Annotated in this window: 9 protein-coding genes and 5 pseudogenes; 6 read left to right on the top strand and 8 right to left on the bottom strand. The window is 42.6% G+C overall.

Annotation, left to right across the window (positions count from 1 at the left end):
• Window positions 1-581: 581 nt before the first annotated feature.
• Window positions 582-1,379: pseudogene (locus tag V7K40_RS23595) on the bottom strand (hypothetical protein).
• 351 nt (window positions 1,380-1,730) lie between these two features.
• Here V7K40_RS23595 and V7K40_RS23590 point away from each other — a divergent pair.
• Window positions 1,731-2,174, top strand: a complete 444-nt coding sequence (locus V7K40_RS23590; RefSeq protein ID WP_334964010.1) for a molybdopterin-binding protein — start codon at window positions 1,731-1,733, stop codon at window positions 2,172-2,174.
• Window positions 2,175-2,388: 214 nt separating this feature from the next.
• Here the strand turns inward: V7K40_RS23590 and V7K40_RS23585 are convergent, their stop codons facing one another.
• From V7K40_RS23585 to V7K40_RS23570, 4 genes and pseudogenes are all read right to left on the bottom strand, one after another.
• Complete coding sequence (locus V7K40_RS23585) at window positions 2,389-3,117, bottom strand: LCCL domain-containing protein (protein WP_334964008.1); 729 nt, start codon at window positions 3,115-3,117, stop codon at window positions 2,389-2,391.
• 426 nt (window positions 3,118-3,543) lie between these two features.
• Window positions 3,544-3,987 (bottom strand): annotated as a pseudogene (locus V7K40_RS23580) (RNA-guided endonuclease TnpB family protein); the annotation flags it as partial.
• A gap of 17 nt (window positions 3,988-4,004) precedes the next feature.
• Window positions 4,005-4,721: pseudogene (locus V7K40_RS23575) on the bottom strand (IS1 family transposase).
• 33 nt (window positions 4,722-4,754) lie between these two features.
• Window positions 4,755-4,865, bottom strand: a pseudogene (locus V7K40_RS23570) (transposase); the annotation flags it as partial.
• Here V7K40_RS23570 and tnpA point away from each other — a divergent pair.
• From tnpA to ftsH4, 3 genes and pseudogenes are all read left to right on the top strand, one after another.
• A pseudogene (gene tnpA, locus V7K40_RS23565) lies at window positions 4,856-5,087 on the top strand (IS200/IS605 family transposase); the annotation flags it as partial. The pseudogenes V7K40_RS23570 and tnpA overlap by 10 nt on opposite strands.
• A 470-nt stretch (window positions 5,088-5,557) precedes the next feature.
• The gene (locus tag V7K40_RS23560; RefSeq protein ID WP_334964006.1) at window positions 5,558-5,743 is read left to right on the top strand and encodes a DUF2949 domain-containing protein; all 186 of its coding nucleotides are present in this window, start codon (window positions 5,558-5,560) and stop codon (window positions 5,741-5,743) included.
• A gap of 92 nt (window positions 5,744-5,835) precedes the next feature.
• On the top strand, window positions 5,836-7,704 hold the full coding sequence (gene ftsH4, locus V7K40_RS23555; RefSeq protein ID WP_334964004.1) for an ATP-dependent zinc metalloprotease FtsH4: 1,869 nt from the start codon (window positions 5,836-5,838) through the stop codon (window positions 7,702-7,704).
• A 431-nt stretch (window positions 7,705-8,135) separates the two neighbouring features.
• On the opposite strand, the gene moeB is transcribed toward ftsH4, so the two are convergent.
• Together moeB and V7K40_RS23545 are read right to left on the bottom strand one after the other, a co-directional pair.
• Complete coding sequence (gene moeB, locus V7K40_RS23550; protein WP_334964123.1) at window positions 8,136-9,308, bottom strand: molybdopterin-synthase adenylyltransferase MoeB; 1,173 nt, start codon at window positions 9,306-9,308, stop codon at window positions 8,136-8,138.
• A 140-nt stretch (window positions 9,309-9,448) separates the two neighbouring features.
• Complete coding sequence (locus V7K40_RS23545) at window positions 9,449-9,907, bottom strand: M67 family metallopeptidase (RefSeq protein WP_334964002.1); 459 nt, start codon at window positions 9,905-9,907, stop codon at window positions 9,449-9,451.
• A gap of 1,425 nt (window positions 9,908-11,332) precedes the next feature.
• On the opposite strand from V7K40_RS23545, the gene V7K40_RS23540 reads away from it, so the two are divergent.
• Window positions 11,333-14,413 carry a calcium-binding protein gene (locus tag V7K40_RS23540; RefSeq protein ID WP_334964000.1) on the top strand — a complete coding sequence of 1,027 codons (3,081 nt, stop codon included), beginning with the start codon at window positions 11,333-11,335 and terminating at the stop codon, window positions 14,411-14,413.
• A gap of 1,229 nt (window positions 14,414-15,642) precedes the next feature.
• Window positions 15,643-17,442, top strand: a complete 1,800-nt coding sequence (locus tag V7K40_RS23535; RefSeq protein ID WP_334963998.1) for a calcium-binding protein — start codon at window positions 15,643-15,645, stop codon at window positions 17,440-17,442.
• Between the two features lie 87 nt (window positions 17,443-17,529).
• Here V7K40_RS23535 and V7K40_RS23530 read toward each other — a convergent pair whose 3' ends face one another.
• Window positions 17,530-18,876 (bottom strand): DUF58 domain-containing protein, encoded by a 1,347-nt coding sequence (locus tag V7K40_RS23530; RefSeq protein WP_334963996.1) that lies wholly within the window; start codon window positions 18,874-18,876, stop codon window positions 17,530-17,532.
• Between the last annotated feature and the right edge of the window lie 446 nt (window positions 18,877-19,322).

The following is a 19,322-nucleotide window of genomic DNA, read 5'->3' as shown; positions in this document are numbered from 1 at the left end:
TTTCAGCCCTTATTATCTAAAATACACACATCTTGGCTCAATGCCTATTAGATTATCGTCCATTAGCAAAGAAAATAATAGATCAATCATGACTCTTAAACAAGACCAAGTGCTGCCAGAGGATATCGATGAGATTATCAAAGCACTTTATAAAGACACGACTAAAAAACTGAAAAACAAATTAAATTACTAATGAAGTTAGGGATATTACTAAAGGTTAATTAATATGTATGAGTGAGAGTAGAATAGTCCCTATAAAAATAAATCGCTTCGGCGAAGCCAAAATCCTTAACCCTCAAAAGATAACCTTACTATTTACTGAGGGACTTGTTAACCCCCCTACTCAATTAGAGGATTTAAGCAAGGCGCTATTAGATTTATCTACAGCCGACTTAAGAGAATATAGCAATCCTAAATGAGTCGTGAAAATCTCCAATTCCTCTCTCTGCGCTACGGGCAGTTTGCTCAAGTCGGGAAACCCGCCCACGCAACTGCCCTCCTCTGTACCTCTGCGGTTAATATATTTTTACAAATGATTTAGGACTGCTATAGTTAAATAATGTTGCTCAAAACTGACCACTTCACTCAACTTCTTCACAGCGAATTAATAGCGTTTCCATCGCCTCTGCTAAAGAAATTAACTCTGTCCAAGAGGAGCCACTAACTAAATTTTGGGCGTGAGCTAATCGATTTCGCAACTATTCCGCAGACTTAAGGAAGCGTTCACCAAACCGCTTGGACTTTAGTCCCAGTTGCTGGAGAAGTTCTGGTAGATTTAAAATTAACTCTCGCTTATCACAAAATTGCAAATAATCTAACAAATCGATAGCTTCGTTTCTTTCTTGGCTCTCTCGCCATAGCCGTTGAGCAACTTCTAAGCGTTCAGGTTTGAGGACTTTTTGCCAAGAATCTTGGGGATAATAAATCCGCACTAGCCGCAGCAAATTCATTTCTAGTAGCGTCACCAAGCCAAACAGTAGCATTCGCGCGGGTGCTTTCTGCAAGTCACCACAGGTAACAATCCCACTTACCTGATTGCAATCCAAGACAAATAATCGCGGAGTTTGCTGCAAAATTGGTAACAACTTTATAAGTGGGGTAGAAATGGCAATTAGTTCTTTTGGATGAAACACTCGTTGATAGTCGCTACACTTGCCTTCTTTACCTTGAATCAAACTAGAGCGTTCTACATAACCGCTAATAATATCTCCCGTCTCAACGCCGATAACATCAAAATTTTGTGCCTGCATCCAATGCAGCGCTTCTGTCACCTCTGCATCAGCTGGCATAGCTTTGAGGGGTTCTGCCACGTATTCAATGGTGATATTGTTCTCAAATAAACTCCGCAGGTCTTGAGAACGCGATTTTAGGTGTTTCATCCCCCTGCTGTGAACTCACGTTAAATAATCCTACGGCACTCATGCGATCGCCGCTTTCGGTTTTTTCTGCCAGGTTACCATTGTGTAGGCATCGCTATCTCAACAAATATCATAGTCCAATTTTATACCATCATAGTTGGTATTAAGAGAGTGACGGTTATACATTCTCAAGTAACAAAATATTTTGCACCTACAAAAAAATATTTATCTACTTATCTATATCAGATTAGTTGGTTAATTTTCGCTAAAAATGTCGAATATCCTGACAAAAAAAATGTTATTACTAAAACGACATGTCAAATTGATACTTGCTAGAATTTTACCAAGATAACCAAAATTGATAATATTATTATGCCAAGAAAAGAACAGGGATGGGTCACATTTCAAACCTCAGAGGACGAGCGGAAGATTCTGGAGGAGTTTTGTGAACAGTCTCAACGCACCAAGACTGAGATTCTGCGGGAACTCGTGCGTAGTCTCAATCAGCACTCACCAGCACCAATCTCACCACCAAGTCAACAAGAAAAACAGGAAGATATTTATACTCAAAAGCCTGAGATAGAAAGTAGTATTCAAAAAAAATCACTAAAAGTTAGCTCTCGCAATATTCTTAAAGGTGTTGTTAAACGAGTTATTTATGGAGCAGTTAATAGTGAGGTGACTCTAGAGATTATTCATAAAGTAGAATTAACCTCTATTATTACCAGAGCTTCTGCAGAAGAGTTGGAACTATCTGAAGGAAAAGAAGCTTATGCAGTCATTAAGTCTAACGATATTGTCATTGCCAGAGAGTAAAAAAATATTTATTTTTGGCGTTGGATATTAAGAGGATGAAGTTTCCTCAGTAACATTTTTAATTTTGGAGAACTGCAAGATAAATTGATTATATTTTGTTTAATAGCTTTGTGAAAGCTAGGATGAACGCGGTCATTTCAACAATTTGATTTTTATGTTCCAAGGCAAAGCCGTTGTTTGCCACAGGAATTTTCCAGTGAACTACTGATAGTCATCATCTAACAAAAATAAAACTTCCTCTCCAACTACCGTAGTTTCGGCTGTTCACTCCATTACGAGTCGTCCCATAGTAAGAACCTGCTCCCGGACGAATTCTAATTCTCACTTGTCCACCATTTTTAGTTGTAATTAGTCCGGCATGTACAGCCGCATTGCAAATTGAAGAATCGTCGGTATAAACGTCAGTGCCCCATACCTTGTAAATATAACCATTTGGTGGGCAAATGAATGCGAAATCTTGGTTTACCTGTTTACGTAAAATTGAGGCTGTGCTATTCCATTGTAGTGATCCTGGTGATCGTGTTGAACCAAGGACAATAAAACTTCCTCTCCAACTACCATAGTCTCGGCTGTTCACTCCATTACGAGTCGTCCCATAGTAAAACTCTGCTCCCGGACGAATTCTAATTCTCACTTGTCCGCCATTTCTAGTTGTGATTAGTCCAGCATGTACAGCCGCATTGCAAATTGAAGAATCGTCGGTATAAACGTCAGTGCCCCATACTTTGTAAATATAACCATTTGGTGGGCAAATAAATGCAAAATCTTGGTTTATCCGTCCACGTAGATTTAAAGCATTATCGCCCCACTTTATTTGCTGTACTACGGCTAATTGTATTGTTCTGTTATCCCACAGTTCTGAAGTCTTTAGAGATTTGGCTAACGCAGAATCGACTAATGCTGTTAACGATATTACAAGCGAAACGAAAATCGGTAATCTCACGTCCAGACTCCTTTCTTAAAAATCACTTAAGTAAGTCGGCGCTAATATTTCAAGCTAAGTTAAGAAATTTAAATGTAGGGGAGCCAGTGCGTTGCGAACTTTCCCAAAGTTGTAGCAACTGGTGAACCAGCGCTGCAAGAAGGTTTCCTTCTGTAGGCGACTGGTGTTAGCGCAGCGTTAGCGAGTCATCGAGCGTCACCCGAAGGGCGTTGCGTTGTCGCCAGCGCCGCACCGTCAACAATTCAAGGTGCGTTAGCCTACGGCATAACACACCCTACTTCTACCTCCAATTTATATTTCTTTATATACATTGAATTTTTCTCACCGATTTAATTAGATATTCATATGAATATCTAAGCAGTGTCAATATGCTAGGTGTAATTCTGTTGACATACTCCCCCGAATTCAATTCGGGGGATTCTAGGCTCAAACAGCAACCGCAGTCTCCGACCGTCTTACGTCGCCTAACCCAACCATTGATGCCCCAACGGTTTGAATATTTTTAGACGCGTTGTCATCGCGCCCATTCACGGACTGACATGATGGACAACGCCACTCTCTGACTGATAAATCCAAACTTTTTAAGATGTGGCCACAGCAAGAGCAAGTTTTACTTGAGGGATACCACTGGTTAATATAGACTACCCGCTTCCCCTTTTTTCTCGCCACCCACTCCAAAATATTTAGAAAGTTAGAAAGTGCTAAATCACTAACCTTTCTTCCCCAAAGACGCTTCATGCCCTTGAGGTTTAGCGTTTCAAAACACAGCACATCAAATCTATTAGTTAGGTTATGCCCTAACTGACAAAACCAATCAATTCTGCGGTTAGCTATGTCTTCATGGGCGCGTGCTAGATTTTTCCGGCGTTGCATAAATGCGGGATGAATCAGTTAAACACGGGTATTTCCTTATGCTTTAAGTAGTAAAGTAGCAAGCGAATTGAGTATTTAAGCATATCTACTGATTTGGAATAGCATAATGTTTTGCGATGTAGACGTGCTAGATAATGACGCAAGCGGGTATTTTCGCTTTCTACTCTGGTCATATATATTTTACTCACAATTTGGTCTCCATCGGGGATAAAACTTGGGTAAACTTTCCAGCCATCTGTCACATAGAAATAGCTCTTCCACTGTTTAACAATTTTCCATAATGGCTGAAACATTTCTGCACTATGGTCTCCTAAAACCCAGGCTAAAATACCCTGATTAAAGTGATTTACTGCCGTAAAGAGCCAAATTTGGTTTTTTTTGAACCTATAAATGTCTCTAATTCATCCAATTCTCCAACTTCTGGAATGATATCTTCTTTTGGTACATCTGAAAGTTTTTCTCCTAATTGTTTGACCCAATAAATAATAGTAGTATGATCCACACCTTTAATTCGTTCTATGCCGCGAAAACCCATCCCGTTGAACTACATTTTTAAGCATTCTTGTTTCACAGCCTCTGAATATCCTTTTGGTGGATCGTACACATCGATAAATTGGCGTTAGCGGAGCGAGGCGGAACGCACGTCGCAGCTGGTACAAATGTGATGAAAGTTTACCTCTTCGCTTTCCGTTCTTACGAATTTCCCTAGCCTCGCAGTATGGACATTGCACAGTAGATGACCTCAACTCATCCCTCTATTATGCAACGCCATTTTTCCTTGCTCGTTCTCTGTTGGACGAGCCTTTCAACTTCTTGGAGTGACATCGATTTGCTTTCTTGATTGCATTGAGTGATTGTTTAAAAAATGGAGATTGCCCCAGATCATATTCACTTGCTGGTGGAATATGATCCGCATCGCTCAATATCTCAAATAGTCAAGGCATTTCAAAGGTCGCTCATCTAGATACCTGAGACAAGAATTTCCAGAATTAATGAAGCTTCCTAGTTTGTGGACACATTCATATATGTTTGACACCACTGGAAAAGTTAGTACACAAAAAGTACTGAAGTATATTAATGATCTGCATCACGGATGAATAAATTCATTCTGTTCGCTTATATCCGTCACCTTTTGGCAGGCGGCTTTACGCATCACGGCTTGTAAAGTTTTTACGTCACTGAACAACCCGTTATAAACACATCACTTTCTAAATTGTGTATATATCTATCTAAAGATAGAAATCATTGGTGAAAAATGAACATCACACGGGGATTTATCTTTACGTCTCCAATCTCTGCGTTTTCTCTCATTTTGAATGGTTTTAACTCTTTGAGTACGGTAAACCGTATTTACTCGTTAGTTCCCAAAGATTAATTTAATTGTTAAGTTTAGTTACATAAATAAAAAAAGACTGCAACCATTGCTAGACAGGAGAATTTATGAGAAGTAGTAGTATCCTTGACGATCAAGACAAACTGAACAACTTTGTGATGCAGCCTGGACATTACATCACACAAGTCAAGCTGTCTCACAAATAAGACTTATTTAACATTGTTTAACATTACTATGAAAGCGACAGATCAATTAGTGCATTTTTTAAAGGAAGAGTTGGGTATTTCTGGTGGAGCAGTTTCTCTTGCTTTGCGACATTGTGAGCAGACCCCCAACTTTCTAGCCATTACTCTCTGGCAGTATGGGCTGGTAACACTGGATCAGTTAGCCCAAATTTTTGATTGGTTGGAAACAGTATAAGCTGCTTCAACTATTCGGATGGTAAATATGCCGACTTTCGCAGAAAGTCACATTCTCAACAGTTTTCATTCTAAGGATTGGTAACAACATCTATGGCAATTAAAGAACAGCCTAAGTCACCTCGGTTTCGGCTCATTGCTAATATATTGCTGGCAGTATCAGGGCTATTCCTGCTCTTAAATTTATTTTTGCCTGGTTTATTTGCTTCTGGTCCTGCTGGCGTTCCCTATAGCCTATTTATTCATCAAGTACAGGAAGGGGAAGTCAGCCGCGTTTCCGTTGGTCAAAACCAGATTCTTTACCAAATAAAAACAGAAAATGCCGAGCCGGGCCAGGTGTTTGCAACTACACCAATCTTTGATTTAGAGTTACCCAAACTGCTAGAACAAAAAGGAATTGAGTTCGCTGCTACACCTCCACCCAAGAATACTTGGATTACAACCCTCTTGAGTTGGGTGATTCCACCACTGATTTTTATCGGCATTTGGCAGTTCTTTCTCGCCCGTGGTGGTGGTGGCGGTGGTCCCCAAGGTGTTCTCTCCATTGGTAAAAGCAAAGCTAAGGTTTACGTTGAAGGCGAATCAGCTAAAATCACCTTTGCAGATGTGGCTGGGGTAGAAGAAGCAAAAACTGAGTTAGTGGAAATTGTGGATTTCCTCAAGACTCCAGGGCGCTTTACGCAAATTGGCGCTAGGATTCCCAAAGGTGTGCTGTTAGTTGGCCCTCCAGGTACAGGTAAAACACTTTTAGCGAAAGCTGTAGCAGGAGAAGCAGGAGTTCCATTCTTCAGCATCTCTGGTTCGGAGTTTGTAGAATTGTTTGTCGGTGTGGGTTCTTCCAGAGTGCGGGATTTATTTGAGCAAGCTAAAAAACAAGCTCCCTGTATTGTATTCATTGATGAATTGGATGCGATCGGTAAGTCTCGTAGCAGTAACGGCTTCTACGGTGGTAACGATGAGCGGGAACAGACCCTCAACCAATTACTAACTGAGATGGACGGGTTTGCAGTTGGGGATGCAACGGTAATTGTACTAGCAGCTACCAACCGCCCTGAAATACTAGACCCGGCATTGCTGCGTCCAGGCCGCTTTGACCGCCAAGTATTGGTAGACCGTCCCGATTTATCTGATCGTGAAGCAATTCTCAAGATTCACGCTCAAAAGGTAAAATTAGGAGATGATGTCAATCTAAAAGCGATCGCTACTCGTACCCCCGGTTTTGCTGGCGCAGATTTGGCAAACTTGGTGAATGAAGCGGCATTATTGGCAGCTCGCAATCTCCGTGAAAATGTTGCTCAAGAAGACTTCGCCGAAGCAATTGAGCGGGTAGTCGCCGGTTTAGAGAAGAAAAGTCGGCTGATGAATGAGACTGAGAAAAAGATTGTTGCATACCATGAAGTTGGTCACGCAATGGTCGGGGCGCTAACCACAGGAAACGGTCGCGTAGAAAAGATTTCGATTATTCCCCGTGGGATGGCAGCTTTGGGCTACACTCTGCAACTACCAACTGAAGACCGCTTTTTGATGAATGAAGATGAACTGCGCGGTCAGATTGCGACTCTGTTAGGTGGACGTTCCGCCGAAGAGATTGTGTTTAACAGCATTACAACAGGTGCTTCCAACGATTTGCAACGAGCAACCGACTTGGCAGAACGGATGGTAACAGCCTATGGTATGAGCAAAGTTTTAGGGCCACTGGCTTACCAACAAGGACAACAAGCGATGTTCCTGGGTAATGGTGCGGCTAATCCCCGGCGGGCGGTGAGTGAAGACACATCCAAAGCTATTGATAGTGAAGTCAAGGAAATCGTGGAAACAGCCCACGAACAAGCCCTAAATATTCTCAGAGAGAATCGAGACTTGCTAGAAGGGATCGCTACTCAACTCTTAGAAACAGAAGTCATTGAAGGGGAAAAACTGCACAGTCTGCTGAGTCAAGTTAAACGTGTAGCTCATTCGTAATTCCTAGTTAAGAAAGTTAGATTTTATCCGCAGAGGGACGCAGAGAATAACTCTGCGTTCCTTTGCATTTGAAAAATGCCACTCATTTTCATATCGCAATCAGTAACGGCAACACAACATATACTCTTTTTGGCATTGCATTGATCAATCGAATCCAAGGTGCTACTTTTAGTACCTTGCAAGCCGTACTTAGAATGATAGCAAAGCGTTAATCACAATTAAACAATCACAAAATTGTTTTCCGTTAGTGTCACACCGCCTAAAAGTTGTGCAAATTCTACCTGAGTAAACCCACTTGAACCCATAAAATATTATCATAATAAGGTGGGAAATAGGGCATTGGGCATTGGTTATTGGTTATTCCCCCCTCTGCCCCCTACCCCTTATGCCCCTCATCCGTTTATCCACTCTTCAAGGAAAGCGATGGATTTTTAATACTCCGGAACTGACGGATCAATTTCTTTACTCCAAGCGGTAATTCCGCCTTTGACATTTGTCCCGACAATCCCGGCTTCCTTGAGAATGGCGAGGGCTTTTGCCGATCGCCCGCCCATCTTACAATGAGCAATTAAGCGGTGACCATTCAACATTTCCTTCACCTTAGCAACGCCATTGCCATTTTCAATCTCTGGTAAGGGCACCAAGACTGAACCAGGAATCTTAGCAATGTCGTACTCATGAGGGTTGCGGACATCCAGCAGTACAAAATCCTTTGCACCGCTATCCAGCAATTCCTTCAAATCCTTGACGGTCATTTCTTCACTTTCCATCTGCTGTTTTGCCTCCTCTGCCTTAGCTTGTGGAATTCCGCAGAATTGTTCGTAGTCTATCAGTTTTTCAATGACTGGGCGAATCGGGTTAGGACGCAGCTTCAACTCTCGAAATTTCATATCTAAGGCGTTGTATAGCAGCAACCGTCCGCTCAAGGTGTTACCTTGTCCCAGAATGATTTTGACAGTTTCAGTCGCCTGGATTAAACCAATAATTCCTGGCAAAATTCCCAATACGCCACCTTCTGCACAAGAGGGAACCATTCCTGGTGGTGGTGGTTCTGGGAAAAGGTCACGATAATTTGGCCCAGCTTTGTAGTTAAATACACTTGCCTGCCCTTCAAACCGCAAAATCGAACCGTAGACGTTGGGCTTGTTCAGCAATACGCAGGCGTCGTTGACTAGATATCTGGTAGGGAAGTTATCAGTACCATCTACCACTATATCATAAGGTTGGAGGATTTCAAGGGCGTTTTCGGAACTCAGGCGAGTTTCGTAGAGATCAACTTGACAATAGGGGTTAATCTCGTGAATGCGGTTTTTTGCCGATTCAATCTTGGGTTTACCTACCCAGGATGTACCGTGGATTACTTGGCGTTGCAGGTTGGAAGTATCAACAACATCGAAATCGACAATCCCGATGCGTCCAATACCCGCCGCCGCCAGATATAAAAGTAGTGGTGAACCTAGTCCACCTGTACCGATACACAGTACACTGGCAGCTTTTAGGCGCTTCTGTCCTTCTAGTGCTACTTCCGGTAAAATCAGGTGTCGGGAGTAGCGTTCGTAATCATCTTTGGTCAACTGGATTTCATCCAGATTGGGATTGAGCATAGTAATCATCATGTGGGAGAGCGGAATATTAATCCTATCGAAAAACTGTATCTTCATAGGACATAGAGAGTGGGGAAGACGAGTTTTCATCCGTGGTGGCGGCGAAAACCACTACGAGTGACTGTCTTTAAACTAAGCCGTTAAATTATATTTTCAATTGCCTCTGCTTGAAACTGATGATGATCATCAAGGCTCCAGCTTTCGAGTTCTCCAGCTTTGCCGTTTTGGACGGAAACTATTATATACGAGTATCCCTGCCAAGCGTATAGGCGATCGCATTCTGAAGGGATAGCAGGATGATCTGGGTGGGAGTGAAAAATGCCGATAATCTTCAGTGAGCGATCGCGTACTTCCCTTTGTGTTTTTAGCATAACTTCGGGTGCGATCACATATTGCCGTTTTTTACTTTCTGCTGTGCGTTCCCCTGGAAACTCAGCAGCCGCTTCTGTATTCCAGGCATTTTCTGTTGGCATGATTTCTACCACAATTTTGCTTCCATTACCCAGATAGCCTAAAATTATACCGCAACACTCGTCAGGGTAAGTGCTTTCGGCATGAGTACGGATGGTTTGCAAGTGTTCTTGGCTCAGTCTGATCATCTCTGCATTTGTAATTTTGGTAACCTATAGCGATTCTTGCTTAAATATTAAGATATTGTTAGGCGAGCAAGATCATAGTTGCAGCCACGCCCAATCAAGGCGTTATATCAAGTCCGGTTAATTAGTTATGATTCCCACAGTCGTTGCAGCCTACACGCCAGATGCTCTACTTGAGGAGACCCCTTTGAGCACTGGCTCCTCTTAGAGGATAAGGCGAGCCAGCGTTCAAAAAGTCAAATATGTATTTCGTATCACTCCTTGAAATATTTGCCTACTGCTTTCTGCTTTGTTATTACTTATAGATTAAAAGATATGAAAAATACACAAGTTTCAGTATTTATATATAGATTGAGCGGTCAATAATGTGAAGAATATGCACTGCATGGGTGCGGCTGCTTTGCAAGTGTTCTTGGCTTAGTCTGATTATCTCTGCATATGTAATTTTGGTAATTTATAGCAATTCTTGCTTAAATATTAAAATATTGTCAGGCGATCAAGATCATAGTTGCAGCTACGCCCAACCCAGGTGTTAGCGTTAGCATAGCCTTTGGTAGAGAAGCTTATCGTACCCCTACGGGGATGTTGCTACGCATAGCAGATGCACCAGAAGCGATCGCAGCGGTCAAAAGTTGCATATTTGCGGGATGAATTGGCGGCTAGAACCAGTGAAACTTTGTTCCGCATTAAACAAAATCATCCTGTGATTCAGCAACGCTAAATAAAAATATATATTTTGTATTACTCCTTCAAATATTTGCCTACTGCTTTCTGCTTTGTTATTGCCTAGAAACTAAAAGAATATGAAGAATACACAAAGTTCAGTATTTATATATAGATTTACTCAGTCAATAATGTAAAGAATATGCAAAGATGCTGATTTCAGCATAGACAATTAAGTAAAATATAGACTATGTATTTATTTTGAGACTATTGAGATGAGATGTTCTCTATTTTCAAGCTAGACACCCACACAGAATAGCCTACAAGGAGGGCAGAAAAATTTCTTTCCTAAGCAAGAGTCAACTGTGACTATTTTCTCTTTTAGTAAGACTTAAGCATTGGCAAAAAAACTAAATATGAAGGGTGAGTTTTAGGCATTCAATTGTGAGATTTTTTGATGCTTGTTCAGTGATTTATACTGAACAAAGATGATTAATTTAGCCTGAAATGAGCGATGCTCGTGAATACACACGCTGATTAATTTGTACAGTGCTTAAGACTTAGATAGTTTGAGATAGTTAGCAATGCTACGTAAAAGCCTTTTCATGAGGTGAATCTTCCAAAAATATTACTGTTCCTCAAGGGTGACGGATAAAGTATGCCGTAAAACATCAAATTGAGGCGAATTTTTCTGCCGGAAAATAGCACTTACAGCAGGTTGAGAACTGAAGTTACTGAAAAAATCGATTTAGGTAGGTAAAAGTTATGGCAAATATCATTGGAACCAACGGTAATGATACCCTAGTGGGCAGCGACAGCGCGGACACGATTAACGGGAAAGCCGGGGATGATACTATCACAGCTAACCAGGGCAACGATACTTTAACTGGTGGCAGCGGCAAGGATAAATTTGTTTACAACTACTATTACAGCGACTTGAGCGACGGCACTGATACCATCACCGATTTCGTTGGGGTAGGTAAAGCAACAAACCCGACAGCAGCAGTGATTGCCGAAGTCGATACCATCAAATTCCTTGGTGCAGGCTTGACTGCCCGAAATCTGCTGCTCACCCAGAATGGCAACAATCTGGAAATCACCTTTGAAGGGGTACCATATACCAAAGTCATCCTGAAAGATTTCAAATTAGAAGACTTAGATAACCTGAAAGCTTCTGATACAAGACCAGCTATTGGCAATATCCTGTTTGATGGGCAAACTAACATTACCGATAGTTTTGATGTCCTATATGCCAACTCCACTGATCCGAGCATTGGCATCAAGAACACGGTGACCTTCCTCAATGACCTGGACAATAACATTACGGGTTTAAACAACTCAGATGATGTAGTGAATGGTCAGGGGGGTAATGACAAAATTGACGGTTTGAGTGGCAACGACCTTTTGAGAGGTGGTACGGGGAATGATACTCTCATTGGTGGTACGGGCAATGATACTCTTGTCGCTGGTATAGGGAATAACAGCTTTGGTGATTTTGGTGACAATAACTCGGATGTTAACTATTTATTAGGCAATAACCTGCTATCTGGGGGCGATGGCAATGATTTTCTCTTTGCCTCTGGCTACTACAACAATGGACCTATTTATTATGCCTCAGGCAATAACACCCTCAACGGTGGTGCTGGTAACGATATCTTGAATGTTGATGCTTCAACAGGCAATAACCTACTGGATGGTGGCGCTGGTAATGATACTATTACATCTAGTGACGGCAACAATACCTTAACTGGTGGCGGCGGCAAGGATACATTTATTTACGACTTCGGCTACTTAAAGAACACTGATACCATCATTACCGATTTCAATGGCGTAGGTAAAGGAACAAACCCGGCAGCAGGAGTCATTGCCGAAGTGGATACCCTAAAATTCCTTGGTGCTGCCTTCACTGCTCAAAATCTGCTGCTGACTCAGAATGGCAGCAATCTGGAAATCACCTTTGAACAGGACTTTACCAAAGTCATCCTGCAAAACTTTGTTCTGGAAAACCTGGATAACCTTAGCAAATCTACTGGAGCCGCTGTAGACTTGGCTAATATCCTGTTTGATGGGCAAACTAGCCCTATCGACAGCTTTGATGTCTTCAATGCCAACTCCACCCAAAGCACTATCTTCAACAAAAACACAGTTACTTTCCTTAATGACCTCTCCAACAATGTTAATGGCTTTGACAAATCAGATGATGTGATCAATGCTCAGGGGGGTAATGACATCATTGACGGCTTGAGTGGCAACGACCTTTTGAGAGGTGGTACGGGCAATGATACTCTCATTGGTGGTGCGGGGAATGATACCCTCGTTGGTGGTACAGGGAATAAATTTAGCTTGAATGCTAGCGATTCAACAGGCGATAACCTCCTATCTGGGGGCGATGGCAATGATTCTCTCTCCGCCTCTGGCGATCCTACCAGATACGGCATTGTTAACTCTTTAGGCGATAACACCCTCAACGGTGGTGCTGGTAACGATACCTTGAATATTAACTTTTCAGAAGGCGATAACCTACTCAATGGTGGCGATGGCAACGATTCTCTCATAGCCTCTGGCTACTCCATCTACTACGCAGGATTCTCCACCACTTCTGGTCAGAATACCCTCAACGGTGGCGTTGGTGATGATACATTGAATATTGACAATTCAACAAGCAATAATCTGCTGGATGGAGGCGATGGTAATGATTATCTCTCCGGTTCTGGCTACTACCGCAACGACTTCGACCAAAGTTTTTATTTTGTCACATCAGGCAATAACACCCTTAACGGTGGTACTGGTGATGATACATTAAATATTGACTATTCATCAGGGAATAACCTCCTCTCTGGTGGCGATGGCAATGATTTTCTCTCCGGCTCTGGCTTCCAGTACAACGACTACTACGGGCGCAGTTTTACCACATCAGGCATTAACACCCTCAACGGTGGTGCTGGTGATGATACATTGAATATTGACAATTCAACAGGCAATAACCTGCTCTTTGGAGCCGATGGCAATGATTCTCTTAGTGCTTTTGACGCCTCTGGCAATAACACCCTCAACGGTGGTGCGGGGAATAATACTCTCACTGGTGGTACGGGCAATGACTACCTCGATAGTGGTACTGGTAACGACCTGCTGCGGGGTAATGCGGGAAATGATACTCTCATTGGTAGTGGAGGTACTAACACACTCAACGGTGGCGCTGGTGACGATTACTTAAGTATTAACTCTTCGGGTTCTGACTCTTTTGATGTCTTTAATCTGCTCTCTGGGGGCGATGGTAATGATTCTCTATTTTCCTCTTTTTCCAATGGAGCAATCGGCTCCAGTTTAAACACCCTCAACGGTGGCACTGGTGACGACTACTTAATTGTTAATGGTCCTAGTGGTTCAAACATCCTTAATGGAGGTGATGGGAATGATTATCTCTCCGTCTCTGGCTTCTCTAATTCTATTTATTATGGTAACACCCTTAACGGTGGCAATGGGAATTATACCCTCACTAGTGCCAATGGCAATGATATCCTGGTAGGTGGCAACGGGAATGATACGTTTGCCTTCAGTAGTTACAATGACGGCGTTAATAGTATTAATGACTTCAACGCCACTAATGACCTGATTCAGGTATCGGCTTTTGGTTTTGGTGGCGCGTTATCAACACCTTCACTTCAGAAAAGTCAGTTTACCATCGGAACATCTGCAACGACCACTGCTCAACGATTTATCTATAACAACATTACAGGTGCGCTGTACTATGACCAAGATGGCAGTACGGGTGCATTTACTCAGGTAAAATTTGCACAATTATCTGCTGGATTGTCACTAACCAACAATAATTTTGTGGTTGTTTAATTATAATTAGCGTTCTTCTATCACTAGGCAGCACGCAATCGGAGGTTCTATTTTAAGCACCTCCCATTATATTGTTGAATACAATTACTGTTAGCAGAGAATAGATGTTGGATTTTGTTCCTCAACTTTGGGCATGGGTGCGGATGGTTTGCAAGTGTTCACGTCTGCGCTCATAATTTTGGTAACCCATAGCGATTCTTGCTTAGATACAAAACATTGCCAGGCGTAGGCGTAGCCCGCCGCAGGCATCGCTTAATCTTGATCATAGCCGCATCTACACCCAACCCAAGCGTTAGCGTTGGTGTCGCCTCTGGTAGAGAAGCTTACTTACCATACACCCTACGGGGATTTTGCTACGTATAGCATTCCGCAGGAAAGGTATCGCTGCAATCAAAAGTCAAATATGTATTTTTTGATCAGTCCTTTGAGCATTTACCTGCTGCTTTCTGCAAATAAATAATTGCCTATAAACTTTAAAAATGTGAAGAATAGACAAAGAGAAGTATCAATATATATACTTGTCGGCAAATAATATCAAGAATCTGTAAAGATTCTGCTGAAATCAGTATAAATGTCTAAGTAAATACGCTAATATCTAGTCATTATCAGGTTATTTAAATGTTCCTGTTTTCAAGCTAGACACCCACGGGCAATAGCCCACAACCAGACCATAAAAATATCTATTCTCTATTAAGAGTCAATTGTTCGCTATTTTGAAGAGAGTAAGACTTAAGCATTGATAACAAAACCAACTATCAAGTATGAGTTTTAGGCATTCCAGCTTGATTTTTCGAGGTTTTTTCAGCGAAGGCTAGTTTACAGCTATTTTCAGGTAAATAGACCACGCGGTAGGGGCGCAAGGCCTTGCGCCTCTACGACAGATGTGGTTTAAATACATGAAAACTGCTGTAGGCTATGCCGAAGTTACTGAATCAAGGATAATTAAAAAAAAGCCTAAAATTATGTATTTGACTAGAATGCACACGCTGATAATTGTGTACAGTGTCTAAGATTTAGATAGTTCTCAATAGTTGGCAAGTGTTATTTACAAGCCATTTAAAGGGTAAATCTTCGAGAAATATTACTGATCCTTAAGGGTGAAGTTAAACTATGCCGAAAATATCAAATTTTGGCGAGTTATTTGTTTCCTAAAACAGCACTAACAGCAGCACTAATAGCAGATTGAGAACTTAAGTTACTCAAAAAATCGATTTAGGTAGGTAAAAATTATGGCAAATATCATTGGAACTAACGGTAATGATACTTTAGTGGGCAGCGACAGCGCTGACACGATTAAGGGTCTTGCCGGGAATGATACTATCACAGCTAACCAGGGCAACGACACTCTCATTGGTGGAGGCGGTAAGGATAAATTTGTTTACAACTTGGGTGACGGTACTGATACAATCACCGATTTCGCTGGCATTGGTAAAGGGGTAAATCCCACAGCAGCAGTGATTGCCGAAGTGGATACCATCAAATTCCAGGGTACTGGCTTAACTGCCCGAAATATGCTGCTTGCCCAGAATGGCAGCAATCTGGAAATCAACTTTGAAGGGGTGCCTGATGCCATAGTTATTCTAAAAAACTTCAAATTAGAAAACTTGGAGAATTTGAAAGCTTCTGGAACAACACCAGCTCTTGGTAATATCCTGTTTGATGGGCAAACTAGCATCACCGATAGTTTTGATGTCCTAGATGCCAACTCCACCGAAACTAGCATCGGCATCAAGAACACGGTGACCTTCCTCAATGACCTGGACAACAATATTACGGGTTTAGATAACTCAGATGATGTCATCAATGGTCAGGGGGGTAATGACAAAATTGACGGCTTGAGTGGCAACGACTTACTGCGGGGTGGTATGGGGAATGATACTCTCATTAGTGGTGCGGGCAATAATACCCTCAACGGTGGTGTAGGTAACGATGACTTGAACGTTAACAGTTCAACAGGCAATAATCTGCTCTCTGGGGGCGATGGGAATGATTCTCTCTCCGTCTCTGGCTACCAGTACACCAACTACCCAGATGGCGACGACCTTCGCTCGTCTGGCAAGAACACCCTCGATGGTGGGGCTGGTGACGATAACTTGAATGCTAGCGGTTCAACAGGCGATAACCTGCTCTCTGGGGGCGATGGGAATGATTCTCTCTCCGTCTCTGGCTACTACCAAGGAAATCCCTACTTCAATAATGACTCTCGCTCGTCTGGCAATAATACCCTCAACGGTGGTGCTGGTAACGATACCTTGAGTGCTAGCGGTTCAACAGGCAATAATCTACTCAATGGTGGCGATGGCGATGATTCTCTCTCCATCTCTGGCTACTACAGCTACACCCCTTACGAAGATCCGTACGAACTCCGCGACCTCTCCACCACATACGACTCTCGCTCGTCTGGCAATAACACTCTCAACGGTGGTGCGGGTAACGATAACTTGAATGCTAGCGGTTCAACAGGCGATAACCTACTCTCTGGGGGCGATGGCAATGATACTCTCTTTGCCTCTAATGCCTCTGGTAATAACACCCTTTATGGTGGTTGTGGCAATGATATCCTCACTGGTGGCCGTAGCAATAACACTCTCAACGGTGGTGCTGGTAACGATACCTTGAGTGCTAGCGGTTCAACAGGCGATAACCTACTCTCTGGGGGCGATGGGAATGATATCCTGACAGGTGGTTTTGGTAATGACACCCTCTATGGAAATAATGGTACTGATACCTTTGCTTTCAATAGTTACAACGAAGGTGTTGATCGTCTTTATGACTTCAATGCCACTAATGAAATCATTCGGGTATCGGCTGCTGGTTTTGGTGGCGGGTTATCTATAGGTTCACTTTCAGCTAATCAGTTTACCCTTGGAGCATCTGCAACGACGATCGCTCAACGATTTATCTATGATTTTTCTACAGGTGGACTGTACTTTGACCAAGATGGCAGTGCGTCTGGATTTACTCAGGTAAAATTTGCACAATTATCTACTGGATTGTCACTAACCAAAAACAATTTTTTGGTTGTCTAATCGTGATTAGAACTCTTTCATCACTTTAGACATGGATTGTGAGGTGCTGAAAATAGCACCTCGCATTCGATTCATCAATGCAATTAGCTAAAGCTGATTTCGCGCTTTGAGTTGCAGATATCGCTCAACCAACTGATCGGCAATTTTATTTGCTGGTGCATCTAGTATCAATACACCTTTTTGTTTCAACTGGGCAAATGCTACTTGTCGTTGCATTAATAAATCGAGTGCCACTGCACGGGCATAAACATTTGTAACATCATCTGTGAAGGTGTGTGCCAGACGATCAACTTGCGGATCTCGCAGAGTAACGCAAAATGGGAGATAGCGGGGTGCTAGCTTGGAGAGTGCGGACAGGAGTTCTGTAGAAGCGGTGACATCAACTAAGTCGGTAATCACCACTACCAGCGCCCTGCGAGTTTGACGTTGCACAACATTTGTCACCGCCCCCAAATAATCAGATTCAAATAATACTGGTTGAATTGGAGTCAGGCGATCAATTAGCTGATTCAAATGATGTTGACCACGTTCTGGGGGAATCCACGTATGCATCTGGCGGTCAAATACACCAATACCCACGCGATCACCTCGATGTAAACCCGCCAAAGCTAAGGATAAAGTTGCATTCAAACCCCAGTCAAATCGCTGCAAACTCTGCACTTTTGCCGTCATCAACCGCCCGCGATCAAGTAAGATCAGTAAGGTTTGTTCCTGTTCTGGTTCCAAAACCCGCACCAGTGGCGTTGCATTTCCATAGACCCCAACCCGACGGGCGGTAGCTTTCCAATCAATAAACCGTAAATCGTCACCAGTGCGATAGTTCCGCAGTTCGGCAAACTCTGTACCAATACCAGTTTGGCGAGATTGGCGCATTGATCCTGATGATTGCAGTGTCAGACGAATTGTGAGCGATCGCAACCCCACTAAATCAGGATAAACTTTCACTGGCAGACTTTGGGGAATTTGCCAATCATCCCAAGCTAATCCCCAAAGTCCTAGCTGTCGGACTTGAATATTTCCCCAAGGAAACTCTCCTCGCTGTGTCGGGTTGACAGTATACGTCAATTCCTGGGTGCTGTTACTCTCAACAATAGCCTGGAGTGCGGGTGCAGATACGCCAAACCCTGTTGGGTAGTAATCGCAGATTTCAATTAGGGCGTTGGCATTTGGCGATGTTACTTTTAGGATCACCGGATTATCCCGCCCAATCGATAATCGTGACGGTAATTCGCGGGTAATTTGCACGCGAGAACGCCGCACCCGTAAACCATCTATAACCATCAATCCTAGAATGATGGCATCAAATAACAAAGTGATGGCGATGGTTGCTCTAATGCCGAGAAACAAGGATAGGATCGGGGCGTAGGCGTAGCCCGCCGTAGGCATCGCTATACCCAAAACCAACAATAAATAAACTCGTCTGGAAGGAACCATTTTTTAGAGTGAGAAGTTAGGAGAATGACGATTAGCTTAACCTACGTCATCATGGGCAAAGCAGTTAAAGAGGAAGTCTAAGGCAATGTCGGTAACTGTCAAATTGCGGTTTTGCATGGCGTTGGGGAATTAAAAAGCTTAATAGCATTAATAGCAATCCTAAATTATTTATTACTACTGCGTACACCGGAGGGGTTGCCAAAGGCACAGGGTATTTAGGGGTATCTACAATGATTTTGCTTGTGTACAGAGATGTATGTACACCGTAGTTACCAAGGAGAGGGGAGTGTTTGCTTAACTTAAATACGGGGTGAGGTGACGACTGTATTGCACCGAAGTCAGAACAGCTATATAGCAATCCTAAATCATTCACGAACAACAAGATCCCGGACTTGGTAAAAGTTGTCGGGGATTTGAGCCTAGCAATTTTCACAAATTAAATAGGA

Origin of the sequence: Nostoc sp. (genome assembly GCF_036917195.1) — a bacterium.
Classification (GTDB): domain Bacteria; phylum Cyanobacteriota; class Cyanobacteriia; order Cyanobacteriales; family Nostocaceae; genus Nostoc.
Note: the sequence above shows the minus strand (reverse complement) of the source record. Positions and strands in the feature narration are given on the sequence as shown.